Below are 25,923 nucleotides of genomic sequence, written 5' to 3' on the forward strand. Positions count from 1 at the left end.
ACATCACAAGTAAAAAGGGCTGCCTGAAAATACATCAGGCAGCCCTTTTGAGAATTTATTGCAAATATACCCAGATTAGCCAGATATTGCGCTGGCCTTTGCTGGAGCGCTCTGCATTTTGGCAGGGCTACCACCACCAATCACTTCAAACACACCCAAAGCGCGGCGCACGCGCCCATCAGGCAGCAGCGTGAACGGACCATTTACGCCAGAAAACCCATCCGACCGTGTAAGTGCATTTGCCGGATAGCCAGAAACTCCGCTCTGCGCCACGGTTTTGGCCACATTGGCTGCATCGTAAGACAAATCAGCCAATGGCTTGGGCATATGGTGGTTAACCGCCATAAAGCGCGTTACAAAAGCCTGACGGGATGAAGGATCTGGCGCGGCATACCATGCGCCTTTAATGGCGCCCAATTTGGTAGCAAACGCAGCCCATAGGCCCGGCCCCATAATCCGCACGGATGGCAGATTGATCTGGGTTTCGTTCAACGCCACAATCACGTTTCTCAGGTTCAGGCCGGTATCTCCCAGCAGCAACGCATCAAAAGGTGGTGCTTCCAGCTTGGGGGTATCCGCCTTGGGGGCATCTGTTGGCGCGGGGGAGCTGCCATCCGTGCCCAATGCAGCCGCCAGATTGGAAGGCAGCTTGTCTGCCGTTTTGGCGGCATCTGCATCTGCCGTGGTGGCATCTGGCGTGTAAGGAGCAGGCTCACTGCTGCTACCCTTAGCCGCCTGCAGGCGCGTATCGTAATTGGAAATATCACGCAGGCTCTGCGAAATGCTGGCCGCCGTACCGGAGTGATACACAATGGTAGGTGCTGCCAGACCCTGATCATGGCAAGCAGACTGCAACCCATTACCCAAAGCATGGCCCAGCGGATTGTTGGGTAAAAGTGCTGCAAACTTGCGCCGCCCATCCTGCCGTGCCTGTTCTACCAGCCGCTGCACCTGATCTTCTGGCGTGATACCCATAATCCACACACCAGAACGGGCTTGCGAAATATCACTGGTAAACGCCAGCACCGGAATACCGGCTGATTGTGCGGCTGGTGCGGCCACTGCAGTATCACCACTGGTGAGCGGGCCAAGCAGCAGGCCATCTCCGGCACTTACTGCGGCAGTAGCTGCACCAGATGCACCGCCGGCTGCGGCTGTGTCATGCACATCCAACTGCAACCCGGTTGGGTCTGTTGATGCATTTGTGCCGACTGCAAGCTGTGCGCCTGCCAGCAATTCATGCCCCAACCCGGCGTTTGGGCCGCTCAGAGGCAACAGAACCCCAATTTTATGGCTGCCAACAGGCTTGGAAACCCCACCGCCAGCAGAGGGAGATTGGTCTGCACAGCCAGCCAAAGCCATGCCCGTTATACCCAACGCAGCCAGACCGGCCTTGCGCCATGTCTGTTTTCCCGCCAGACCTTGGCTGGCAAGTCCAGACAGGAGCGAACATGCACGCGTCATCATCAAGATCGTCCTCCACAAACAACCGGCCTGATGAACACCGCGACCGGACTTCTCCCCTCCATAGCGAAGGAAAGCCGCCAAGTCATGCGCCTTCTTCCCCCGGCCTTACGCTGGTTGCCACACCTATTGGCAATTTGGGGGACTTCAGCCCACGTGGTGCCGAAGCCCTTGCCAGTGCGGATCTGATTCTGTGCGAAGATACGCGCACTACGGCCCGGCTGCTGGCAGAACGCAGTATTTCTGCCCGCACGGAAGCCTTGCATGAGCACAATGAGCGCCAGCGTATTCCCGGCCTGATTGCCCGCCTGCAGGATGGTGCCAATATTGCACTGGTTTCTGATGCAGGTATGCCCCTGTTATCAGACCCCGGCTTTCGCCTTGTACGGGCAGCCATAGAAGCCAACGTGCCGGTTACGGTCGTGCCCGGCCCTAACGCGGCACTTACAGCGCTTGTGCTTTCTGGCCTGCCACCGCATCCGTTCATGTTTATTGGCTTTCCGCCTCCGCGCTCATCAGCCCGTAAGGAAAGCTTTGCCAAGCTGCATGCAGCTGAGCGTGCTGGCCTGAGCGCCACCCTGATCTGGCACGAAGCCCCACACAGGCTGGCTGAAACGCTGGCCGACATGGCGGAAATTTTTGGCCCCACCCGTCCCTGTGCCGTAGCGCGGGAACTGACCAAGAAGTTTGAGGAAGTGCGGCGCGATACCGTAGGTGAACTGGCCGCTTTTTACGCCACCACCCCGCCGCGCGGAGAAATAACCGTATTGCTTGGCCCAGCCGAGCCGGAGCAGACATCTGAAGATGATCTGGATACCACCCTGCGCAGCCTACTGGAAACACATTCCGTTAAAGATGCCGCTGCACTGGCAGCAACGGCAGCGGGCTTGCCAAAGCGCACCGTTTATACGCGCGCTCTGGAGCTGGCCGCCGAAATTAAGGCTGCAAAAAGCTAAAACCTATACAGCGCGAAACTGCGCTGCGGCTTCCCCCGCAGCGTGGCCGCTGGCCCATGCCCAGTGGAAGTTATAGCCACCAAGCCAGCCCGTAACATCCACAGCCTCACCCACCATAAACAGGCCGGGCACAGCTTCTACCTGCATGGTGCGGGAAGAAAGCGCACGTGTATCCACCCCACCACGCGTTACCTCTGCCTTGGCAAAGCCTTCTGTGCCTGTGGGGTAAAGCTGCATGTTCTGCGCACGCTGCGCCAAGGCCTGAATATCTTTATCTGCCCATTCTGCCATAGGGCGATCAGATGCCTTTTGCGCCGCCAAGGCCGCAGCCAAACGCTGGGGCAACCATCGGGCCAAAGCTGCTGGAGCCTTGGCTTTTGAACCAGCTTTTTTCAGCCCCATCAACAATGCTGCCAAATCCTGCCCCGGCAGCATATCCACCTTTACGGCCTGCCCCGACTGCCAATAGGAGGAAATTTGCAACAAGGCCGGGCCAGAAAGCCCCCGATGCGTGAACAGCAAGGCCTCATCAAACGCTGTTTTGCCACAGCTTACACGCACGGGCAGAGAAACACCTGCCAGTGTTTTCAACCAGCCATCCTGAGGCTGATCAAACACCAGCGGAACAAGCGCGGGTTCTGGTTTGATAACGGGCACATCAAACTGCCGGGCCACATCATACGCGAAGCTGCTGGCCCCCAATTTGGGAATAGAAAGCCCACCTGAGGCCAAAATAACGGCCTTTGGCTGAAACTCACCAGCAGAGCTATCTACCCGGAAAGCATCACCAGAGCGGCTGACATGGCGAATGCGTGTGTCTGTAAGAATACGCACACCCGCTGCTGCACATTCCGCCAGCAGCATGGACACAATATCCCGCGCTGAATGATCGCAAAAAAGCTGGCCCAGCTTTTTCTCGTGCCACGCAATGGAATGTTTGGCCAACAGCGCCAGAAAATCTTCTGGCTTATAGCGGCTGAGTGCTGATTTTACGAAATGCCGGTTGGCAGACAAAAACCGATCTGCCCGCATTTCCGTATTGGTGAAATTACAGCGCCCACCACCGGAAATAAGGATTTTGCGCCCCACCTCTGGCCCATGTTCCACCACAACAACGCTGCACCCGCGTTGGCCTGCCGTTATGGCGGCCATAAGCCCTGCGGCACCGCCGCCAATAACCAGCACATCTGGCGCGTGCCACGCCGTTTGGTGTTTCAAAAGATCAGAAATCCAGGTTGGTGTAATATTCAGGCGGCGTTATGCCAGAAACCCGATCGGCCAGAAGCGGACGGAAACAGGGGCGAGACTTCATGCGTGCGTACCAATCGCGCACAGCAGGCACCTTGCTCCAGTCAATATCGCCAATAAAATCCAGGCAGGACAGATGCCCGGCTGCCGTAAAATCTGCCAGAGACAGAAAATTACCAGCAAGCCAGTTCCGGTTTTCTGCCAGATCGTTCACGTATTTCATAAGCGGGCGCATGGCGGCATAGGCCTCACGCAGCGCGGTGCCATCGGGGTTACCGCGGCCGCTCAGGCGCTTCATCACCCGTTCATCAATAAACCGGCCAGAAACTTCGCGCGCAAACAGCGTATCAAACCACGCCATCACACGGCGCACTTCCACACGTTCTGCCAGCGTACGCCCCAGCAACGGCGTATCGGAATATGCTTCTTCCAGATATTCGCAGATCACATACGAATCCGGCACAATCAGCCCGTTATCTTCCACCAGAACCGGCACATCACCTGCTGGGTTCATGGCCAGAAATTCGGGCCGGTGTTCCCATGCCCGTTCAATAATGGCCTCAAACGGCAGGCGCTTTTCCGCCAGTACAAGCCGAACAGTACGGCTGGCAGGAGAGAGGGGAAAATGAAAGAGGGTACGCATACCCGATGATTTATGCCATTGCCTGCCCCAACGCCAGAGGGAAAACAGCATGAAAGCACATCAAATTCCCACCATCCCCTTGCCTTCATGCATCCAATGCGTAACAGACACTTCCCAACTGCACTGTAACGCCATTATCCTGTGCATCTGTTATTCCTGATCTTTATTTCGAGAGCGGCTGTTCTTGTCCGGCACACATCCCCCACTCCCCCGTATCCGTATGTCCGGGCGCTCTTTTCTGGCGCTCACCCTCACGCCGGAAGCCCCGCTGGAAGATTGGCTGGTGGCGCTGGATCATCAGATCACGCGGTCTGTTGGCTTTTTTGCTGGCAAGCCCGTCATTCTTGATCTGAGCATGATGCAGGCCGATACACCTAACCTTGCCTTTCTGCTGCCAGCGCTTAAAGAACGCGGCATACGCGTGCTGGGCATAGAAAACGGTGATCGCTCATGGCCAGCCGTGGCTGATTGGGAATGGCCAGAAAGCCCGGTAGGTGGCCGTTCCTCCGGCCCCATTACCGCGCCGGAAGAAGAACCCGAAGGCCCGCCAGACCCCACAACCCTGCTGATAGAAGACCCCGTGCGCTCCGGCCAGCACATTGTCTGGCCAGATGGCGATGTGGTTATTCTGGGGGCTGTGGCCTCTGGAGCAGAAGTTTCTGCCGGCGGGTCCATTCATGTTTATGGTGCCCTGCGGGGGCGAGCCATTGCAGGCATTGGCGGGCACGGCAATGCCCGGATTTATACCCGCAATCTGGCAGCCGAGCTTGTTGCCATAGATGGATTCTATGCCACGGCGGAAGAAATGGACCCCGCCTGCACAGAAAAGCCCGCGCAGGTTCTGCTTTCGGGGGAAGCCCTTTTGTTCCGTCCGCTGCCCTAAAAAACGTAAAGAAAAAGAAAACTAACGCCAAATGGATATTGGCAGTTTTCTTTTTAGATGCAGCTTGTCATGTTATCGCCATACAAGGTCATCATGGCTTCAATCCTGATGATCCCGCAGAGATATAAAAAGGAATACTGATGGCAAAGGTTCTGGTCGTCACGTCAGGCAAAGGTGGTGTGGGTAAAACCACAACGTCCGCAGCCTTGGGAGCCGCACTGGCCAAAACCGGCCAGAAAGTTGTGCTGGTAGATTTTGACGTCGGGCTGCGTAACCTTGATCTGGTTATGGGGGCGGAACGCCGCGTGGTGTTTGACCTGATTAACGTTATTCAGGGCGACGCCAATCTGGCACAGGCGCTTATCAAGGATAAGCGGATTGATACCCTCTCTCTTCTGCCAGCCTCCCAGACGCGTGACAAAGATGCCCTGACAACAGAGGGCGTTGCCAAGGTTATTGAAGAACTCCGCAAAAAGTTTGACTGGGTGATCTGTGATAGCCCCGCTGGTATTGAACGCGGCGCACAAATGGCCATGCACCATGCAGATATGGCTGTTATTGTCACCAACCCGGAAGTCTCCTCTGTACGAGACAGTGACCGCATGATTGGCATGCTGGACAGCACAACGGAAAAAGCCAAAAGCGGCAAGAAAATTGAGAAACACCTGCTGCTGACACGTTATGACCCCCAGCGCGCCGCACGCGGTGACATGCTGGCAACGGATGACGTGCTTGAAATTCTTTCCATTCCACTGCTTGGCATTATTCCAGAAAGCCCGGATGTTCTGAAAGCATCTAACGTGGGTGCCCCTGTTACCATTGCTGAACCGGAAAGCGCCCCGGCCCGCGCCTATGCAGAAGCAGCGCGCCGCCTGTTGGGTGAAAAAGTGGAAGTTACCATTCCAACTGAACGCAAAGGCCTGTTTGACTGGCTGTTCAAACGGAGAGTCTCATGACCTTCCTCTCCAACCTCTTTAAGCGCCGCTCCTCCGCTCCCGTTGCGCGGGACCGGTTGCAGATTTTGCTGGCGCATGAACGCATCAGTATGGGTGACGGCAAGGATGACTTGCTGGCTCAGCTGCACCGCGAGATCATGGAAGTTATCAAGCGGCACGTTGCTGTTGATCAGGACAAGGTTCAGATCAAGCTAGACCGTGGGGCGCATTGTTCCATGCTGGAAATTGATGTGGAAGTACCGGGTCTGTCTGACAAAGCAGACAAGGCCAAAAATGCTGCATCAGACAAACCTTCGGCTGGCAGCAAAACCAAACCGGCCTGATGGCCTGATCTTCGTGTTAGGGCTGCTTGCCCACACATAAATATACAAGCCTGCCCCATCTTAACGGCGTGGCAGGCTTGTATATTTTTATTTCAATTTCAAATTGTTACGGGCTGTTCTTCTGGCAGTAGAGGTTCCAGCCACTCTCTGGCTTGCAGAAAATCACGCTGCAAGGCATCTGTTGCGGCGTCTACATCGCGCTTTTCAAACGCGGCAAGAATTTGCAAATGCGGGTGGTTGGGATCTGCTGGACTAAGTGTAGGCAAGCTATTAGCTGCCGCATAAATTGGCCCCATACGCGCCCATAGCCCACGGATAATCCCTACCGTAAACAACAGGCGGGAAAAACCAGCCGCCGTACTGTGAAAAATGGCATTGGCCACAGCCGTGGCGTGTGGATCTGCATTTTCATAGGCTACAATGAAATCCAGATGCTTTTCTCGCAGCACTGCAATTTGTTCGGGAGTAATATGCGCAGCCAGATCTCGGGTGATGCGGCCTTCCAGATCTCCCCGCACGCCATGAATTTCCAAAAACAGCGTACGCGTGGTGGTGGGTACACGGGCCGTATTGCGTTCATCCAGTTCCAGCGCCTGTTCTGAAACCAGGCGCAACAACGCCTCACGCACCGGGGTTGGGCTCAACCCCAAGGAAGCTGCAAGCGGGCGTAAAACCAGGCGCTCACCACCTTGATAATGGCAGTAAATCAGCCTGTCACGTATCTGCTGGTAAGCGTAGGCAGCAAGGGCTCCCCGCGCCTCGCCCCGCCCTTCGGGTCGCAGGTTGGTCCACGCCTGTGGTGTTTGTGTGGTTATCATTATGCGTGTGTCATCTGCCTGTTAAGAAACTGTCTGTAAGGGCCATCCTGCTGTTCAAGCTGTGCAGGAGAACCATCCTCGATAATCCTGCCTTCCTGCATCACAACGATTCTGTCAAAATTTTGTAAGGTGGAAAGACGGTGCGCTACAGCAATAACCGTGCGTCCAACCATCAACCTATCCAGTGCCTGCTGTACGTGTTGTTCACTTTCCGTGTCCAACGCACTGGTGGCTTCATCCAAAATAAGAATGGGGGCATTGCGTAAAAAGGCACGTGCAATAGCAATACGTTGGCGCTGCCCACCAGACAGCTTTACGCCCCTGTCCCCCACAATGGTATCAAACCCTTCAGACAGTTCCTCAATAAATGCAGCACATCCGGCTGCCGCTGCGGCGGCACGCACCTCTGCATCCGTAACATCTGGCCTACCGTAGCGGATGTTTTCCATCACAGAGCGATGCAATAGGGAAACATCCTGCGGGACAATGGAAAGGCAGGCCTGCAGCGCATCTTCTGTAAGATCACGGATATCCTGCCCGTCTATCAGCACACTGCCAGACTGCACAAAACGCATGCGCTGCAACAGGGCCAGCACCGTGCTTTTGCCAGATCCCGAACGCCCCACCAGCCCCACACGGGTGCCTGCCTGAATATGCAGGTTGAAATGGTCCAGCACCGCAGCACCACCCGGATACGCAAACACCACGTCCCGAAACTGCACATCGCCCAGCACAGGGCCTTTCATCGGCACGGCGTTTTCGGCATCTGGCATATCATGTGGCACCAGCAGCGAGGAAAGAACTTCGGAAAGCCGGGCATTATGCTGGATGGTTTCCACCATAGACAAAGCCAGATCCCGCGTGCCGTGCAGAATGGCAAAGCCCAGCGTGATAATCATAACCACCTGCCCCACGGTTGCCTGCTGCCATTGCCACAGCAACACAGCCCAGATGAGCAAACCCGTGGTGAGCACAGCTGTTAACAACGCATGGATCATGCGCAGCTTTTCCATATAGCGCAGAGATTTCAGGCGTTCGCCCATTTCCCGTTGAGTCAGGGCATTAAACCGTTCACGCTCACGGTTGCGCATACCAAAGGCCCGCACCAGCGCGATGTTGCCCATTACATCCAGTGTTTCACCTTCCAGCCCGGCGGCTGCGGCTGCGTAATCTCCATGCAGCTTGCGGCCCCTTACAGCCAGACGGAACATGAGAAAACACAGACCAATGGCCAAAACCACCGTCACGCTGCCCATAATGGTGCTGACAGACAACATCAGCGCAACAGAAAGCAGAACATTCAAGCTAGGGGGCAGCACGCTCCATGCCAGCAGGTTTTCTATGGTGAAGCTGACATTGCCAGCAGTGGCGATACGCGCAGCAAGAGATGTGGGCATGCGGTCTGCAAAATAAGCCGGAGAATGGCCTGTTAGAAAACGGAACAGATCCTGCCGGATATCCCCCGTAACCGCCACAAAAGTGCGGGCAGCAAACCACCCGGCAATACGCCAGGAGATATTGTCTGCCACAATCAGGCCGATCAACACCCCAACAGCAGACCATACGGCCATAACATCTCCCGTAGGGGATGTGCCTGTCATAAGGTCCACCAAGCGGCGGATCCCGTTGGACGAAAGCACAATGCAGCCAATGGCCAGCCCTACGGAGCCAAACACCAACGCATGCCCTACAGGCCGGTGCCGCATGTAACGCAGCAGAAAGGCTACGGGCCGCCCGGCATAGTGCGGCAACTCCTCATCCGGCACAGTTATGACGGGCTGAGCAGAAACAGCTTGCTGCTGAGTGCCTTGAGGCAAAGCCTGACTGTGTTTTTCTTTTTCCGCCGACACCGTGTTTGCTTTCGTTACTGATTTGGCAGAACAACACGCCCTGCCCGGCTAAGTTTGAATTCAGGACACCAAAATGTGCTGTGCAGCGCGAACACGGCGGCATAATGGCAAAGCATGATGCAAGGTACTGCAATTACGGAAGAATTCCTGCACCCTTTTGCGCCACCACTCGAAAACAGAGACAGGAGGTGATGTAAATTATTGTTATAACAATAAAAATTCCGTGATGATGGGAACTTTTGTAAGTGCACTTTTCTTCACTTTTTGTGCTGTGTGTATAGCATTTTATAGCCAAAACTGCTTACGTCATTTTTAATTCATACTGTTTCCCGCTCTGCTTCCAACGCAGAGAATCAACTTATAATTCCTTGATATTAAAAATTATTATTTATTCCATTCCGTTATGAACCCAATACGTTTTCCCGTTCACGCAGCAGCGCATGGTCGGGAAATTTCTACCAATGCATTCTGTTTTGCTGCATCCTTTCCCCTTAGCTCACACATCTGCTGCCTTTTTACGCCGTATTGACGGCAGGAAGTCTGATCCACAGTAAGAGAGAGCAGGTTTTTAGGGGAGCAAGTTTTATGGCATCGGGAAAAAAGGCGCTGGTTGCCACGGTTATGGCCGCATCGGTTGCTGGTTCGCCTGCCATGCTGCCAAAAGCTGCTCTGGCCGATGATTACAGCGATCTGCTGGACGTGCTGCGCGCCAAAGGCAGCCTGACCAAGCATGAATACGATACACTCCTTGCCAAGCACGTGCGCCACTCCGCCCCGGCACAAACCGAGCGAGCATCTTCCGGCGGGAGAGGTGGTTCAGGCTCTGGCCGCACGGCAGCGGCAGGCACACGGCACCGTATGGTAGCCCATGCCGGACACGGTGCGGGCGGTGATGAATACGAACCCGGCATTAAGTTTGACCCCGGCGCAGAAGATTCCGGCATGCGGGCCGAAAGTGCTGCAGAACGCGCAGAAGCCAGTGCACGCTCCGCTGAAGAAGCTGCCAAATCCCTTAAAGGCAATGATGTGGTGCGCGTGGCAAAATACGTGCCCGGCAAAGGCCTTACCTTTATGGCAGGCCCCATCAACATCAACCTTTCCGGCTTTGTGAACGGGTTTTACACCTATAACAGTCCCGCTGGCGGGCAAGCCGTGGCGGGTGGTGTTTCTACCGGTTCCAGCGGGTTTGATTCTTCCGCCGTGCGTAACGGCCTGCTGCCTGCCGGCTTTGTGCTCAAGCTGAGCACCGTGCAGCGCGGCATGGATATTTCTGCTGTTCTGGGCATGTATCCGGGCATTGATAACGCCAAGAACGGGGCCTTTAACGCCAACACAGGCGGCAGCCCCGTTGGGCTTGGCACTGCTGGTATCGACCTTCGTCAGGTTTACGTCACATTTGGCAACAAGAATATCGGCACGTTCAAAGTCGGGCGTGATCTGGCACTGTTTGGCTCCGACGCCATCCTGAATGATGCAACACTGCTGAGCGTAGGTGCCTCTGGCAACAACGCTGCTCCGGGCAACACATCTCTGGGCCGTATTGGTGTCGGCTATGTGTATGCAGACTGGATTCCGCAGATTTCCTATGCCTCACCTACAATCCACGGCTTTCAGGGCACCGTTGGTATTTTCCAGCCGCTGGATGAGTTCAATTTTGCCGGGGGCGATCTGTCTGCCTCATCCGAGCATCACTCCTCCCCCATGGTGCAGGGCAAGGTTACGTATGATTTCAAGGTTGGCGAGGTGCAGACACGCATCTGGGCCAGCTTCCTGATCCAGCATCAGCAGGGCCTGCAAAGCACGTTGCTGAATACAGACAGCCGCAAAGGCGCCATGGCCGAAGCGGGCGATATCGGCACCAAGGTTACCTATGGGCCGCTTGAAGGTGTGGCCTACTACTATCGCGGCAGCGGGCTGGGCACCACCGGGCTGTTCTTTGATGGCGTTGGGCAAAATGGCCGCAAACGCGCATCCGAAGGGTATTACGTGCAGGGCGCCTACCACGTGACCAAAAGGCTTAAGCTAGTGGGCAGTTACGGCGTGAGTAACCTGTACCAGGCGCCGGGCGAAAACAGCCCTACCCTTGTGCGGCGCAACCAATCTGAAGTTGGCGCTGTCTTTTACAAGCTGACAGACTGGCTGAATCTGGTGGGCGAATACACGCATACATCGTCTGCCGCCCACGGCCCTTACAAGGAAAGCGACAACACGGCTGCTGGTGGTGTGATTCTTCTATTCTAGAAATTCTGCGGAAACCGAAAAAAGAAAACGCAGAATTTTGAGAGTTTGCGCCAATAAAACTGTCACTTTTCAAGAAAAACCGCGCCGGAGCAACATGCCTCCACCTGCTTTATGCATGATAAGGCTGTTGCCTCCCGCACAGGTGAAGTAGATAACAGACGTATGACCGTCCGTTCACTTCAGTCTTGGCTGAAATCGCGTTTCCTCACGCTGGACAGGTATGTGTTCCACCAGCTTCTGGTGGCACTGCTGGCAACCACCGGGGGGTTGGCCGCGCTCATCTGGCTCATGCAGTCTTTGCGCTTTGTCTCTCTGGTTGTGGACAGAGGGCTTTCGCTGCGCGTGTTCATTGAACTCACCAGCCTGCTCATCCCCTCCTTTGTAGCAGTGGTGCTGCCTATTACCACTTTTGTGGTGAGCCTGTTTGTCTATCAGCGGCTGGCGGGAGACCGTGAACTTACGGTTATGCAGGCAGCGGGCCTTTCACAGTTCGCACTGGCAAGGGCGGGGCTTGGCTGCGCGCTTATGGCCACCATTATGGGCTTTTTGCTGAATTTGTGGATTGTGCCCACATCCTACCATGCCTTCCGGCAATACGAATTTGATATCCGCAACAAGATGGCTGCCTTCATGCTGCAAGAAGGTGTGTTCACCAAGGTTTCGGATGCCATGACGGTCTATATCCGTTCCCGCAGCCACGATGGCACGCTGCACGGCATTATGGTGGAAGATGATCGGCAACCGGGTAATCAGGCCACAATTCTGGCCAATCATGGGTCCATGATGATCGTGAATGATACCCCACGCGTGATCCTGTACGATGGTTCCAGACAGGTGATCGACCATAAGACAGGCCGCCTGAACATGCTGGTTTTCAAGCAGGATTCCATGGATTTGTCTTCCGCACATCAGGAAGACGCCCGCTTTCGGGATGCTGCTGAAATGTCTTTGGGGGAACTGCTGCACCCAGATCCGCAGCAGGTTTCTGAACGCGATACCGGCAAGTTCAAGGTAGAAGGCTGGCGCCGCCTGACATCCCCCCTTACCTGCTTTTCCTTTGCCATGGTGGGGCTGGTTGCCGTGCTGCGCGGGGCTTTTTCCCGCTACGGCAATATCAAGCGGCCTCTTGCCGCGGTGCTGACAGTTGTGGGGCTATTGGCCATCAACCTGTTGCTGCAAAATCTGGCCAGCCGAAACATGGCCCTTATCCCGCTTATTCCGCTTGTGGCATTACTGCCGGGGCTGATATGCGCAGGCATACTGTTCATTCCGGAAATGCTGGCAGACCGCGCCTCTGCCCGCCTGACACAAAACTGAAGGGGCTTCCGGCCTGATGATTGTTGCCGTTACCCTCTCCCGCTATATCGCGCGGCAGTTTGTGTTTTCCGTTGTGGCAATGATTGCCTCCCTTACCGGTATTGTCTGCCTGTTTGACTTTATTGACCTGTTGCGCCGCGTGGCCACCAAGCCTGATGTTTCCACCAATGTGGTGACAGAAATTGCAGCGCTGCATGTGCCTTATTTTGCCACGGAAATTCTACCTTTTGGCATGCTGCTGGGCGGGATTGTGTGCTTCTGGCGCCTGACCCGTTCTTCCGAACTGATTGTGGCACGTGCGGCTGGTATTTCTGCATGGCAGTTTCTGACCGCCCCGGTGGCCTGCGCCATGCTGATTGGCGCTGTTTTCACCACCCTGATTTCCCCAGTATCTTCATCCATGTACCGCCGGGCAGAAGAACTGGATCAGCAATATCTGCGTACCGGCGGTGGGCCGCTTAGCCTCTCCAGCGGCTCCTTATGGCTGCGGCAATCAGATAGCCAGTATGATCCGCACGGCGTGGCCATGCTGCATGCGCGTGGCGTGCAGCTTAAGGATGGGTTGCTCCGTATCCGTAATGTGAGCGTGTTCCGTCTTGATCATCAGGACAAGCTGATGATGCGAATCGAAGCCCCTGAGGGCTATCTGGGAACATTGAAATGGATTTTAAGTGATGCCTCGGTCGTGCGGCCAAATGATTTGCTGCACCACGTTGGCCAGATTGATCTGCCCACAGATTTAACGGTTAACCGTGTGCAGGAAAGTTTTTCCTCCCCCGAAACGCTTTCTGTCTGGGCGCTGCCGGGCTTTATTTCCCTGCTTGATCGCTCTGGTTTCTCATCCATTCGGCATCGTATTCATTTTCAATCCCTGCTGGCATTGCCTATGCTGGCAGGCACAATGGCACTGGTTGCGGCGGGTTTTTCCATGCGTCCATCACGGCGCGGAGGCGTTGCCCGCATGATCGGGTCTGGCGTTGCGGCTGGTTTTCTGCTTTTCACCGTATCCAAGGTTGCAGAGCAGTTCGGTAATTCGGGGGCACTTCCTCCAATGCTGGCTGCATGGGCGCCTACGCTGGCTGGGTTGTGTCTGGCTGTTTCGTTGCTGCTTCATTTGGAGGATGGCTGATTGACCGTGGCCCGCCGGCCTTTCCGCAGCCCTTTGCTGCGCCGTCGTTCCACCCTCAGTGCGGCCACCGCATTGGGGAGCATGGCCGCGTGCCTTCTTTTCAGCCTGCCCAAACATGCGCACGCGCAGTTCCGCCCGCAGGTGATGCATCTTGATACCGGCCGCCCGACATCTCCCGATGAACCGGCAACCTTTCAGGCCGACAAGGTTGACTATAACGATGTTGAGCACACCGTTACCTGGACTGGCAATGTCCAGGTCTGGCAGGGCGACCATGTGCTGCGAGCAGACCGCATTGTATATGACCGCGATACCGGCGTTATGGCCGCGCGCGGAAATGTAGCCACCATCCAGCCAGATGGCTCCGTGCTGTACACCCATTATGCCGAGCTTTCGGGTGGCATGAAGGATGGCATCATGATGCACGTGAATGCCACCATGCAGGACAACGCCAAACTGGCAGCCAATGGCCTGCGCCGCACTGCGGGCAAGATTAACGTAATGAGCCGCGCCGTTTATACGGCCTGCGAAATTTGCGAAAAAGATAAAACCCGCGCGCCCTTCTGGCAGTTCCGCGCCTATGACGCCACGCAGGATCTGGAGCACCAGAAGATCGACTTCCGTGATGCCTATCTGGATATCTTGGGCATTCCGGTAATCTACCTGCCCTATTTCTCCATGACGGATCCTTCAGCCAAGCGGCACAGCGGGTTCCTTATGCCCGGCATTACGCCGCATGACCGTTACTTGGGCACGTATTTCACCATCCCGTATTACTGGGTGATTGATGATCAGTCTGACCTGACCGTGCAGGGCCTGTTCTCCACCAAAACAGGGCCGCAGATCAGCGCGCAGTATCGCAACTTCTTTAACTTCGGCAAAATCAACATTCAGGGTGGTCTGGCTTACGATACGCACCGCAGTAACAGCTACACCAACGGCTTTGGTGATGATGTGGGCCGCGGTGGCAACCATGGTGTACAGGGCTATCTGTTTGCGCGCGGCCAGTTCTCCATAGACAAGCACTGGCGTGCTGGCGCCAACATCAATCTGGCCACCTCTGCTGACTATATGCGCGATTACCGTGTGCAGGGTTATGGGTCTGATACCCTGAACTCCAACGCCTATATTGAAGGCTTTGGCACAGGTTCTTACTCTCGCATTGATGGGCAGTACTATCAGGGCTTGAACAAAGGTGTCATTCACAACACCGATCTGCCGTGGGCGCTACCGCGTTATACGTATAGCTTTGTTGGCCAGCCAGATGCGTTGGGCGGCCGCACCAGCGTAAACACCACCGATTTTTACGTATATCGTGAAAACGGGTCTGCCGATCAACGCGGTGAATTGCAGCTTAATTGGGATAGGCTGTGGCGTTCCCGCCAAGGGCAGCAATTCCTGCTGACATTGCGGCTTGATTCCATGGTCTACCGCGCCCGCAAGCTGTACCAGCAGCCCAACTACTACAAAACAGCCCGTACTGTTGTAAGTGGGCAGGTTCTGCCAACCATTGCGTTGAAAACCAACTGGCCGTTTGTCCGCAGTTTTGAACATGGCCGTGGCACGCAGCTGATAGAACCCATTGTGCAGGCCATTTACGCCCCCAATACGGGTATGGGATCTAATGACCTGATCCCGAACGAAGACAGTATGGCCTATGAATTTACGGATTCAACGCTGTTCTCGCTCAACCGCTATCAGGGCACAGACAGGCTGGATGGCGGCCTGCGCGGCAACATTGGGGTGCATGCCAACTGGACATGGGATGGCCACGAAGTTGACCTTCTGGCCGGTGAAAGCTTCCAGGAACATATCGAGCATGACCGCCTGCCCTATTCTGGGCTAGACCATCATGCCTCGGATATTGTGGCGCGCGCCCGTGTTTCGCCCAACGAGTATTTTGACTTCAATGCCCGCATGCGGCTTGACCCCTACACCGGCAAGTTCAACTTTGGTGATGCCCTGTTCAGCGCCGGGGTGCCGCATTTCCGTATCCGTGGCGGGTATGTGTATGAGCCGGTGACACCCTATTACTACTTCGCCACCAACTATCGTTCCTATAACCCCAACCAGCTGTACACTGTACGCACAAACGAAATCAGCGGCGGCTTCTCTTCCGATTGGGATAACTGGCATCTTTCCGGCTTTGCACGCCGCAGCCTCTCCCGCCGTGAATTTGTCTCTCTGGGTGGGGATATCGGATATACGAATGACTGCTTCGGCCTCGATTTCATGTATCTCAAGCAGTACACCACCATTGGTGGGCAGCAGCGTAACTCCACCTTCCTGTTCACCCTTAGCCTGAAAACGCTTGGGTCTTTCGGCCTTAAGTAAGAACTGCTTCAAAAATGCCTCGCGCTCCGGTATCAGGGAACAGAGTTCCCGATCTGGCAGAAAGCTGAAAGACTGTTCCGTATGCGCCTGCGTTCCCTTGCACTGGCCTGTTGTTCCCTTGCCGCGCTTACTGTTCCCGCCATTGCTGGCGCACCGTATGCGCAGGCAGCAACACGGCACACCTCCAGCGCGGCAACGCAGCAAACAGCAACACCTGCCCAGCCAGAACCGGATGACATGATTCTGGCTGTTATCAACAGTATTCCGCTGACCAAGCGCGATGTTGATAACCGCGGCAAACTGTTTGCCCTTTCTACCGGCCTGCCCCTCACGCCTGATCTGATGGCACGGCTACGGCCCCAGATTATCCGCCAGCTTATTGATGAACGCCTGCGCACGCAGGAAATTCTCAGCCGCCATATCAACGTGCCGCCAGAACAGATTGCAGGCGCCATTACCAATATTGAGCGGCGCAACGGCATGCCCGAAGGCACATTGCGTGAGCATCTGGCGCAAGATGGCGTATCTCTCACCACGTTGATTGATCAGATCCGGGTGCAGATTGGCTGGATTCAGGTGCTGCGGCAGGAACTGGGCGCGCGCTCTCGCGTATCTGCGCAGGATATTGCCCAGCGTCAGGCTGCGCTCAAGCGTGAAGAAGGCCGTACGGAATACGAACTGGCCGAAATTTTTGTAAAAGTGGAAGATCCCCGGCACGATCAGGAAGAGCTGGATTTCACCAACACCGTTATTCAGGAACTGCGTAAGGGTGCGCCCTTCCCCATTGTGGCGGCTCAGTTTTCTCAAAGTCAGACAGCGCTGGATGGTGGGTCCATGGGCTGGGTGCAGGAAGATGAGCTTGACCCCGCAGTGGTTCAGGTGGTGCGGCAGATGCCTGTGGGCGTTGGAGCTATTTCCAACCCCATCAAGGTGCCGGGCGGGTATGTTATCATCACCCTTAATGGCAAGCGTGTTATCGGGCACGAAATGGGCCACCTGATTACCATTCGGCAGGTGTTCCTTTCCTTTGATACACCGCTAGACCCGCAGCACATTACGCCGCAGCAGGAATCTACGCTGCAAAAGGCCATGCAGGTTATCCAGAACACCCATAGCTGCACGGAAATGGAGGCCCTTAACAAGGCCGAAGGTGAAAAGCGCCCCACAGATCCGGGTGAAATGCCGCTGGAACGCCTGAACCCTCAAATGCAGTCTCTGCTGGCTGATCTGCCCGAAGGCAAGGTATCGCGCCCTCTGGTCTCGCGCGATGGGATCGATCTGCTGATGGTGTGCACCAAAAAGGAAAAGAACTTTTCCAACCGTTCACCCAGCGAAATTGCAGACCAGTTGATGAATGAACGTGTGGAACAGGCTGCCCGCCAGTTGGATAGTGACCTGCACCGCCGCGCTATTATTGACAAGCACATCAAGCTGAAGGGGGTATAAGGCCCTGTCTGCCCCACTGGAGAGCCTGCGCGATGTTATCCATCGGCACGGGTTGGATGCACGCAAAGCCCTTGGCCAGCACTTTCTGCTTGATCCGGGTGTAACAGAACGTATTGCAACACTGGCAGGCAACCTGAAAGGCCGCCACGTTGTAGAAGTTGGCCCCGGCCCCGGCGGGCTGACACGCGCTTTGCTGAACGGTCCGGCAGAATCCGTAACGGCGGTGGAACTTGATAGCCGCGCAGTGCTGGTTATTCAGGAACTGGCAGGCTTTTACCCCAACCGCCTCAAGGTGGTGGAAGCCGATGCGCTCAAGTGCGACCTTACAGAGTTATGCCCTGCACCACGGCAGATTATTGCTAATCTGCCCTACAATGTGGCCACCCCTTTGCTTATTGGCTGGCTGCGGCAAGGTAACGCGTGGGAACGGCTAACACTCATGTTCCAGTTGGAAGTGGCAGAGCGCATTTGCGCCGCCCCTAACAGCGAACATTACGGGCGCTTGGCTGTACTGGCCCAATGGTGTGCAGATTGTGCGATTGTTATGAAGCTGCCGCCGGGTGCGTTTTCACCCCCTCCAGCGGTATGGTCTGCCGTTGCCAGCATTACGCCTCATGCCCAGCAGCCTGAGCCTGCGCTTTTTAAAGCAATGGAGCGGGTAACGGCAGCAGCCTTTGGGCAGCGGCGCAAAATGCTGCGCGGGGCCTTAAAAGGCCTGAACGGTGATAAGCTTTTGGCCGCAGCAGACATAGATGGCACGCGCCGCGCGGAAACTCTGGATGTTGCAGAGTTTGACCGCTTGGCACGCGCGCATTTTGCCCTATCTGCTCAATAAAAGGCTTATTCTTTTTCTGCTGCGGCAATGTAATCCCGCGTAAACGGTACAGCAGAAATAGAGCGTGAAAGCTGGAGCTGGAAGTTCATGTGCCCTTGCACACGGAAAGCCAGTTCAGCAGCGTTAAGGTAAAATTCAAACATCCGCGCAAAGCGTTCATCATACAGCGCAACAGCTTCTGCACGCTTGGCCTCAAACCGCTCACGCCAGATGGCAATGGTTTTTGCATAATGCAGGCGCAGGATTTCACAATCCGTCACCCACAAACCTGTAGGCTCAACTGCGGCAAAAACCTCGCTGAGTGCTGGAGAATACCCACCGGGGAAGATATATTTGTTCACCCACGGGTTTGTTGTGCCCGGCCCATCACTGCGGCCAATAGAATGCACAAGGGCCACACCATCTTCCACAAGTGCGTTTTTGATAACATCAAAGAATTGGCGATAATGCCCAACACCCACATGCTCAAACATGCCAACGGAGACAATACGGTCAAACCGCCTGTGCAGGTTGCGGTAATCCAGCAGTTCAAACCGTACGCGCCCTTCCAGCCCTTCATCCTTGGCGCGTTGGCGTGCAAAAGCCAATTGTTCCTGAGAAAGGGTGATGCCGGTAACAATCGCACCGTAATCCTTGGCCAGCGTAAGGGCCATACCGCCCCAGCCGCACCCAATATCCAGCACTTCCAAACCCGGCCGATCTAGTAACAGTTTGGCTGCAATATGGTGCTTTTTGGCCTCTTGCGCCTCATCCAACGTTTCTGTGCCGTGCCGGAAATAAGCGCAGGAATATTGCCAGTCTTTATCTAAAAACAAAGAATACAGGCGGTTATCCAAATCATAATGATGCGCCACATTCTGCTGCGCACGCTTGATAGGATTAAACTGAATCCACCCACGGCGCACATACCGTAGGGCCGATGCCAGACGTTCTGCCACATGGCCACCGGGGCGCATGGCATTAAGCATTAACACATCCAGCAGATTGTAAAGTGTGCAATCCAGCGGATCGAGGTGAGAGTCCATATAGGCTTCACCAAAACCAAGCCCCGGATTTATCACCATTGCCCGCACGGCAGCCTGATTATGCAGGACCACGCCTGCTGAAGGGCCGGGATTGTGCCCTTTATAAAGGCTTGTGCTTCCATCCGGCCAGCGCACCTGCAACTGACCATCTGCGATAAAGTGTTGCAGAATGCGATCAAGAACTTGCTTCATGCCGCGTCTCCTTCAGAAAATTGATTGCAGCATACGCGCAAAAAAAAAGCCCGGAAAAGAATTTTCCGGGCTTCTTCCGCATGAAAATGCAAACGGCAAATTAAGCGTTAGCTTCTGCCGGTGCAGCTTCTGCTTCAGCAATTTCTGCTGGGTCGGTAATGAGTTCGCCTTCAACAACGGCGTCATCACCAGCAATTTCAGCTTCTTCTTCAGGAGAAGCAGCTTCACCACGTGCCTGACGTTCTGCTTCTTCCTCAGAACGTGCCACGTTGATGATAACCGGCACAACCACTTCTGGGTGCAGCGCAATTTTCACTTCATACAGCCCCAGAGACTTAATGGGGTGTGCAAGGAAAACCTGCTGACGGGAAATGGTGAAGCCTGCTTCCGTAACAGCCTGCGCAACATCGCGCGTGCTGACGGAACCATACAGGCTGCCGCTATCGCCAGCCTGACGGATCAGGATGACAGCCAGACCTTCCATCCGTTCGGACAGACGTTCAGCTTCTTCACGACGCTTGATGTTCTGTGCTTCCAGCTGAGCGCGTTCACGCTCAAAACGGGCACGGTTATCATCGTTTGCACGGATAGCCTTGCCCTGTGGCAGCAGATAGTTACGGGCAAAACCCGGACGTACCTTCACCACATCGCCCATCTGACCCAGATGTTCGACGCGCTGAAGCAGGATTACTTCTGTAGCAGCCATTGATCGCTCCCTCAGCTTACAACGTAGGGAAGCAGAGCCAGGAAGCGGGCACGCTTGATAGCCTGTGCCAGTTCACGCTGCTTCTTTGCGGAAACCGCCGTGATGCGGCTCGGCACGATCTTGCCACGTTCGGACAGGAAGCGGCTGAGCAGACGCACGTCTTTATAATCGATCTTCGGCGCGTTGGGGCCGGAGAACGGGCAAGACTTGCGACGACGGTAGAACGGACGACGCGCACCCACAGCCGGGCGACGGGCGGCGGGGTTTACTTCCATTGTATCAGACATTCTGGATTACTCCGCTGCTGCGTTGTCAGCTGGCTGTTCGGCGTTGCTGCGGTCTTCACCACCGCTGCGACGGCCACGGCCACTTTCAAAACGACCACCGGCCTGCTTGGGACCACGGAAGCCGCCACGGTCACCACGGTCATCACCCTTGCGGGACAGAACCGGAGACGGAGTTTCGTCGATTTCTTCAACGCGCAGGGTCATCAGACGCAGAACGTCTTCGTTCAGAGCGAGCTGGCGTTCAATTTCTTTCACCAGTTCGGAACGTGCTTCCAGACCCAGAAGGGCATAGTGGCCCTTGCGGTTCTTTTTGATACGATAGGCAAGGCTGCGCAGGCCCCAGTACTCGCGCTTGCGCACGGCACCGCCATCGGCTTCGATCTGGGCGGCAATACCATCAAGAATGGCATCCACCTGCTGCTGGGAAATATCATTCCGCGCAATCAGCACGGTTTCATAAAGTGGCATGTTGACTCCCTTCGGATACAATCAACCCACCCGTGCCGAACCGTTCCGGCCTACGGTGCTACAGAGTTTTAAAATCTGAAGCTGCGGGTATAGCCGGGCCAATGCCATGAACCCGGCAGGGAAAGAGCAGTCTCAATCATATTTACGCGGCAAAAGCAAGAGAGATTCACACACGCAAATGCTGAGGAACGGGAATGCCAAGCCGATCTGGCACATCCCATATCTCTTGCACGCGGCGCATAACCTTGAAGCCAGCCTGCTGATACAGCGCCAAAGCCCGTGGGTGATCTGCCGTGCAGGTGTTCACGCGCACAGAGTGCGGGCCACCCTGCCATGCCAAACGCAACACATTATCCAGAAAAGCGCGCCCAACCCCTTGGCCAATCGCTTCAGGAAAAAGACCGAAATAAGAAAGGTTTACAGATTGCGGGTCTGCCAGATCCAGCTCAAAAAAACCGCGGATCTGCTGTTTTTGCCGCAACAGGCCAATGTTTACAGGCGCTGTTTCCAGAAAACGCGCCAAGGTGGCATCTGATGCCGCCTGCCGCATCCACCAGCAATAGTCTCGCCCCACCCGATCCTGCAAAAGCCGATACCCAGCCACATCAGGCCGAAGATGCTCCTGCACATGCCATCCTTCTGGCAAAGCCAGAGGTGCGTATCGGGGCGGAGAAAACATGCGCATGAAGGTAACAACCACCTTCATGCGCGTTGTGGATTCGGCGTTAAAGTTTAGATCAGTTATCATCCAGGAAGGAACGCAGCTTACGGCTACGGCTTGGATGTTTGAGCTTACGCAGAGCCTTGGCTTCAATCTGGCGGATACGTTCACGCGTTACGTTAAACTGCTGACCAACTTCTTCCAGCGTGTGATCGGTGTTCATGCCAATACCAAAGCGCATACGCAGCACGCGTTCTTCACGCGGGGTAAGAGAGGCCAGAACGCGGGTTGTGGCTTCACGCAGGTTGGTCTGGATAGCGGCATCCAGCGGGATAATAGCTGTTTTATCCTCGATGAAATCACCCAGATGGCTATCTTCCTCATCCCCGATCGGGGTTTCGAGGGAGATGGGCTCCTTGGCAATTTTCAGCACCTTGCGCACTTTTTCCAGCGGCATACCCAGCTTTTCAGCCAGCTCTTCCGGCGCGGGTTCACGCCCGATTTCATGCAGCATCTGGCGAGAGGTGCGCACCAGCTTATTGATCGTTTCGATCATATGCACCGGAATACGGATTGTACGGGCCTGATCCGCAATGGAGCGCGTAATCGCCTGCCTGATCCACCACGTTGCATAGGTGGAGAACTTGTAGCCACGGCGGTATTCAAACTTATCCACCGCCTTCATCAGGCCGATATTGCCTTCCTGAATCAGATCAAGGAATTGAAGGCCGCGATTGGTGTATTTTTTGGCAATGGAAATAACCAAGCGCAGGTTGGCTTCAATCATTTCCTTTTTAGCACGCGCAGAATCACGCTCACCGCGCGCAACCGTTGCATACACACGGCGGAATTCACCAATTGGCAAACCCGTTTCCTGCGCCAACTGTGCAACCTGATCACGCAGACCAACCACCGTATTGGCGTGCTTGGCCACAAAGTTCTTCCACGAACGACCAGACAGGCCGGAAACCATGTCCATCCAGCCCGGATCAAGCTCACGGCCACGGTATTTCAGCAAGAAATCTTCACGCGAGACACGGCAGCTTTCTGCCAGACGCAGCATACGCCCTTCCAGCATGTTCAGCTTCTGGAACATCTGCTTGAGCTGGGCCACCAGATCTTCAATCCGGTTATTGTGCAGGTGAACCTGCTCTACCTTGCCCACCAGCTTTTCACGCAGGGCAACGTAGCTTTCTTCAAAATTGCCATCAACATCTTCACCAGATGTCAGGGCTTCAATCCGCTGCACCTGCAACTTGCGCAGTTCGGCATAAAGCGGTTCGATCTCATCAAAATGCGCAAGAATTTCCGGCTTGAGCTTTTCTTCCAGCGCAGAAAGAGAAAGGCCACTGCCTTCGCTTTCAATATCGCCTTCGCCCTCGGCTTCTGGCTCTTCGGCTTCTTCCGCTTCAGAATCGGATTCGGCTTCGTTAAACGTGCCGTCTCCGCCTTCTTCCAGCGGGTTGCCACCACTTTGCATGGCTTCCAGATCCACAATGTCACGCAGCAGCATTTCATTGTTACGGATCATCTCATGCCAAGAGATGATGGCGCGGAATGTCAGCGGGCTTTCACACAAGCCGCCAATCATTTCATCACGGCCAGCCTCAATCCGCTTGGCAATGGCAATTTCGCCCTCACGAGAGAGCAGTTCCACCGTGCCCATTTCACGCAGATACATACGCACGGGGTCATCCGTACGGCCTACGCTTTCGGCATTTACATTACCGGTTGGGCTTTCGGCTTCCGCTTCGGTTTCAGCCTCGGCTTCTTCCTCTGCGTCATCGCTTTCAGCAGCGGCTTTCTTGGGTTCAGTTTCCTCGTTGTCGTTATCTTCGTTCTCGACAACCTGAATACCCATTTCAGACAGCACGGCCATAATGTCTTCAATCTGCTCAGAAGACATTTTGTCCTGCGGGAGAACGGCATTTAGTTCATCAAACGTGATGCACCCGCGCTCACGCCCTTTGGCAATCAGTTTTTTGACTGCAGAAGACCGCGTATCAAGCAGGGTGGTATCACCATCCTGTTCCTGCGCTGCGTTGGTTGATGCCGTTTTTGTCGCCATGCCAGACCTGCTCCTCCCCGCCCGCATCCGAACAGAATGCAGAACGACCAGTTTACTATGTACTGCTCTCTTTTCAGGGCGGGCAGGACGTGGGATATCCTGCGCGTGAAGTCAAGGGGAACACGCCCTGAACACATTTGTTGTCTTATAGCTCGGTGTCGTCCACACCGCCGCGTTTCAGGCGTTCCATTGCCTCTAGCCGCGCCTGTAACCGTTGCCATTCAGCGGAATCTCCGCCTTTTTCAACAAAACGCGCAATCTCACGATTTACTTCCTGAATAAATTGCGGCCCGTAGAGCAAACCATAAAAATGCCACCACTGTGTTCTTGCCGCAACAGTGTGCGCAGGGTCTTCTGCATCACTTTCCGACATCGCAGAGTAGCTTTCACGCATGACAGCGCGAATGGTTTCCTCCGCCCCTTCCGCCTGTAACCATGCATATAGTGCCGCAGCATTGTCTGGCAACTCACCCTCGGCAGAAAGGTCCAGCAAAAGAGCGCGCACCTCGGCAAATTCTTCGGGTAAATCCAGCCGGCACAGAGCTTCCTCCACCTCCGGCACCAACACAGGATGAAACAGCAGCAACTCCAGCATCAGGCGCTGGCGCTCCCGTGTTTGGTCCATATTGACAGGCACAGCACCGGGCACCGAGGCAGGTGCATTGCTTTTGCGCCCCTGCGGCCCATTCCATTTACCGCCACCGCCACGCCGGAAAGTTGTAAAAAACCGATCCAGCAATGTGGAGCGATATTCAGACGCCAGCATTTTATCCGGAATAAGGGCGGCAACTTCCGTCAGCCTGCGCCGCAGGGCTGCGCGTTCTTCTGGCCCCGGATTGTTAATGCCAGCGCTCAGCAGATCAAACAGCACTTCGGATAAAGGCTGCGCTGCGGCAAACATCTCTGCAACAGCCTGCCGCCCGCGCGTGCGCACCAGACTGTCCGGGTCTTCCCCATCTGGCAACAGGCAAATGCGCAGGGAGTAATCCTGCTTGAGCAGTGGCAAGCCCGTTTCTGCCGCCTTAACTGCCGCCCTGCGTCCGGCTGCATCCCCATCAAAACACAGGATAGGTGCACGATCGACCTGCCAGAGCGCCTCTAGCTGCTCAGGCGTGAGCGCCGTGCCCAGCGGGGCCACTGCCCCCGTAAAACCGGCCTGATGCAGGGCAATAACATCCATATACCCTTCCACCACCACCAGATCCGGCGCCGACACACCTTTGGGGCGCGGCGCACGCACAGCCGCACGGGCACGGTCCAACCCGAACAAAAGCCGCCGCTTGGAAAAGACAGGGGTTTCCGGCCCATTGAGGTATTTGGGCTGCCCATCCCCCAGAATACGCCCACCAAAGGAAACCAGCCGCCCTTTGCGATCCCGGATGGGAAAAGTAACGCGCCCCCAGAATAACTCACCCTTGGGGTGCCCGTGCTCATCCACCCGCATCAGGCCAGCTTCGGCCATCATCTCGGGCGTAATGCCTTTGGGTGCGAGAGCAGAAACCAGTTCTCCCCGCCTCTCACTCGCCCAACCCAAGCCAAAGGTTTCCAGCGTTTCCCGCGTGAGGCCGCGCCCCAACAGGTAATCCAACCCGGCGCGCCCTTCCGGTTTGTATAAAGCGTGAGACCAGATTTCCTGCGTAGCAGCCAGCACATCTTCCAGCGAACGCACATGCGCCACTTCTTCCTGCGTACGGCGCGTATCCTTTGGCACTTCCATGCCCGCGCTGGAGGCTAATTCCTCTACAGCTTCGGGGAAATTCTTGCCTTCCATCTGCATGACAAAGGAGATGACATCTCCATGCACACCGCAGCCAAAGCAGTGGAAGTGATCATCATAAACATAAAAGGAAGGTGTTTTTTCACCGTGGAAGGGGCAGCACCCTTTCCAGTTCCGCCCGGAGCGGGCCAGCTTGACCCTGCGCCCCACAACGGACGCAATGGGCGTGCGGGCCCGCAATTCATCCAGAAAAGCTGAATCAATCGCCATTGACTGTCCGTTTCATCAAGCGGCCCGACCAAGTGGCACAAAGCCACCTCAGATCGGGCCGATACTTATTTCTGCAATATGACGTT

Annotated in this window: 22 protein-coding genes; 10 read left to right on the forward strand and 12 right to left on the reverse strand. The window is 55.5% G+C overall.

The annotated features are described in order from the left end of the window. Positions 1–75 precede the first annotated feature (75 nt). Positions 76–1,464, reverse strand: a complete 1,389-nt coding sequence (locus FCN51_RS14280; RefSeq protein ID WP_124305929.1) for a penicillin-binding protein activator — start codon at positions 1,462–1,464, stop codon at positions 76–78. Here FCN51_RS14280 and rsmI point away from each other — a divergent pair. Then, entirely contained in the window at positions 1,452–2,420 is a 969-nt protein-coding gene (gene rsmI, locus FCN51_RS14285; RefSeq protein WP_160256236.1) for a 16S rRNA (cytidine(1402)-2'-O)-methyltransferase, read from the forward strand. The two genes, FCN51_RS14280 and rsmI, sit on opposite strands and share 13 nt — an antisense overlap. A 3-nt stretch (positions 2,421–2,423) precedes the next feature. Here rsmI and FCN51_RS14290 read toward each other — a convergent pair whose 3' ends face one another. Continuing rightward, positions 2,424–3,638, reverse strand: a complete 1,215-nt coding sequence (locus FCN51_RS14290) for a BaiN/RdsA family NAD(P)/FAD-dependent oxidoreductase (protein ID WP_160256237.1) — start codon at positions 3,636–3,638, stop codon at positions 2,424–2,426. A gap of 4 nt (positions 3,639–3,642) precedes the next feature. Next, on the reverse strand, positions 3,643–4,311 hold the full coding sequence (locus FCN51_RS14295) for a glutathione S-transferase family protein (protein ID WP_003628165.1): 669 nt from the start codon (positions 4,309–4,311) through the stop codon (positions 3,643–3,645). Positions 4,312–4,495: 184 nt separating this feature from the next. Between FCN51_RS14295 and minC the strand changes: the two genes are divergently transcribed. The 3 genes from minC to minE all read left to right on the forward strand — a co-directional run bounded on the left by minC (position 4,496) and on the right by minE (position 6,473). Beyond that, the gene (gene minC, locus FCN51_RS14330) at positions 4,496–5,194 is read left to right on the forward strand and encodes a septum site-determining protein MinC (protein ID WP_124305900.1); all 699 of its coding nucleotides are present in this window, start codon (positions 4,496–4,498) and stop codon (positions 5,192–5,194) included. Between the two features lie 140 nt (positions 5,195–5,334). Further along, positions 5,335–6,150, forward strand: a complete 816-nt coding sequence (minD, locus tag FCN51_RS14335; protein WP_003622855.1) for a septum site-determining protein MinD — start codon at positions 5,335–5,337, stop codon at positions 6,148–6,150. Further along, entirely contained in the window at positions 6,147–6,473 is a 327-nt protein-coding gene (minE, locus tag FCN51_RS14360) for a cell division topological specificity factor MinE (RefSeq protein WP_160256238.1), read from the forward strand. Before minD ends, minE begins: the two co-directional genes overlap by 4 nt. 98 nt (positions 6,474–6,571) lie before the next feature. Here minE and FCN51_RS14395 read toward each other — a convergent pair whose 3' ends face one another. Together FCN51_RS14395 and FCN51_RS14400 are read right to left on the reverse strand one after the other, a co-directional pair. Continuing rightward, positions 6,572–7,291, reverse strand: coding sequence for a GntR family transcriptional regulator (locus FCN51_RS14395; protein ID WP_160256239.1), 720 nt, complete (start codon positions 7,289–7,291; stop codon positions 6,572–6,574). After that, complete coding sequence (locus FCN51_RS14400) at positions 7,291–9,141, reverse strand: ABC transporter ATP-binding protein (RefSeq protein WP_160256240.1); 1,851 nt, start codon at positions 9,139–9,141, stop codon at positions 7,291–7,293. Before FCN51_RS14400 ends, FCN51_RS14395 begins: the two co-directional genes overlap by 1 nt. Positions 9,142–9,726: 585 nt before the next feature. Between FCN51_RS14400 and FCN51_RS14405 the strand changes: the two genes are divergently transcribed. The 6 genes from FCN51_RS14405 to rsmA all read left to right on the forward strand — a co-directional run bounded on the left by FCN51_RS14405 (position 9,727) and on the right by rsmA (position 18,443). Continuing rightward, positions 9,727–11,382, forward strand: coding sequence for a hypothetical protein (locus FCN51_RS14405; RefSeq protein WP_003622850.1), 1,656 nt, complete (start codon positions 9,727–9,729; stop codon positions 11,380–11,382). 111 nt (positions 11,383–11,493) lie between these two features. Next, positions 11,494–12,699 (forward strand): LPS export ABC transporter permease LptF, encoded by a 1,206-nt coding sequence (gene lptF / locus FCN51_RS14410; protein ID WP_003622849.1) that lies wholly within the window; start codon positions 11,494–11,496, stop codon positions 12,697–12,699. 16 nt (positions 12,700–12,715) lie between these two features. Beyond that, a complete protein-coding gene (gene lptG, locus FCN51_RS14415) occupies positions 12,716–13,828 on the forward strand; it encodes an LPS export ABC transporter permease LptG (protein ID WP_003622848.1) in 1,113 nt (370 codons plus the stop codon). 6 nt (positions 13,829–13,834) lie between these two features. Continuing rightward, entirely contained in the window at positions 13,835–16,162 is a 2,328-nt protein-coding gene (locus FCN51_RS14430) for an LPS-assembly protein LptD (protein WP_003622847.1), read from the forward strand. 81 nt (positions 16,163–16,243) lie between these two features. Beyond that, positions 16,244–17,608, forward strand: coding sequence for a peptidylprolyl isomerase (locus FCN51_RS14435; RefSeq protein WP_003622844.1), 1,365 nt, complete (start codon positions 16,244–16,246; stop codon positions 17,606–17,608). A 52-nt stretch (positions 17,609–17,660) separates the two neighbouring features. Next, on the forward strand, positions 17,661–18,443 hold the full coding sequence (gene rsmA / locus FCN51_RS14550; RefSeq protein WP_003622842.1) for a 16S rRNA (adenine(1518)-N(6)/adenine(1519)-N(6))-dimethyltransferase RsmA: 783 nt from the start codon (positions 17,661–17,663) through the stop codon (positions 18,441–18,443). A gap of 5 nt (positions 18,444–18,448) precedes the next feature. On the opposite strand, the gene FCN51_RS14555 is transcribed toward rsmA, so the two are convergent. The 7 genes from FCN51_RS14555 to dnaG form a co-directional block, all read right to left on the reverse strand. After that, entirely contained in the window at positions 18,449–19,660 is a 1,212-nt protein-coding gene (locus FCN51_RS14555) for an SAM-dependent methyltransferase (RefSeq protein WP_012812789.1), read from the reverse strand. Between the two features lie 100 nt (positions 19,661–19,760). After that, positions 19,761–20,366: a 50S ribosomal protein L9 gene (gene rplI, locus FCN51_RS14585; protein ID WP_003622838.1), complete on the reverse strand. Its 606-nt coding sequence runs from the start codon at positions 20,364–20,366 to the stop codon at positions 19,761–19,763. 11 nt (positions 20,367–20,377) lie between these two features. Then, the gene (gene rpsR, locus FCN51_RS14590; RefSeq protein ID WP_003622836.1) at positions 20,378–20,653 is read right to left on the reverse strand and encodes a 30S ribosomal protein S18; all 276 of its coding nucleotides are present in this window, start codon (positions 20,651–20,653) and stop codon (positions 20,378–20,380) included. A 6-nt stretch (positions 20,654–20,659) separates the two neighbouring features. Beyond that, entirely contained in the window at positions 20,660–21,121 is a 462-nt protein-coding gene (gene rpsF / locus FCN51_RS14595) for a 30S ribosomal protein S6 (RefSeq protein WP_003622834.1), read from the reverse strand. Positions 21,122–21,287: 166 nt separating this feature from the next. Next, the gene (locus tag FCN51_RS14600; protein ID WP_160256241.1) at positions 21,288–21,869 is read right to left on the reverse strand and encodes a GNAT family N-acetyltransferase; all 582 of its coding nucleotides are present in this window, start codon (positions 21,867–21,869) and stop codon (positions 21,288–21,290) included. Continuing rightward, on the reverse strand, positions 21,859–23,850 hold the full coding sequence (gene rpoD / locus FCN51_RS14605; protein WP_003628177.1) for an RNA polymerase sigma factor RpoD: 1,992 nt from the start codon (positions 23,848–23,850) through the stop codon (positions 21,859–21,861). Before rpoD ends, FCN51_RS14600 begins: the two co-directional genes overlap by 11 nt. 145 nt (positions 23,851–23,995) lie before the next feature. Further along, positions 23,996–25,837 carry a DNA primase gene (gene dnaG / locus FCN51_RS14610; RefSeq protein WP_160256242.1) on the reverse strand — a complete coding sequence of 614 codons (1,842 nt, stop codon included), beginning with the start codon at positions 25,835–25,837 and terminating at the stop codon, positions 23,996–23,998. Between the last annotated feature and the right edge of the window lie 86 nt (positions 25,838–25,923).

Origin of the sequence: Acetobacter pasteurianus (assembly GCF_009914215.2) — a bacterium.
Lineage (GTDB): Bacteria > Pseudomonadota > Alphaproteobacteria > Acetobacterales > Acetobacteraceae > Acetobacter > Acetobacter pasteurianus.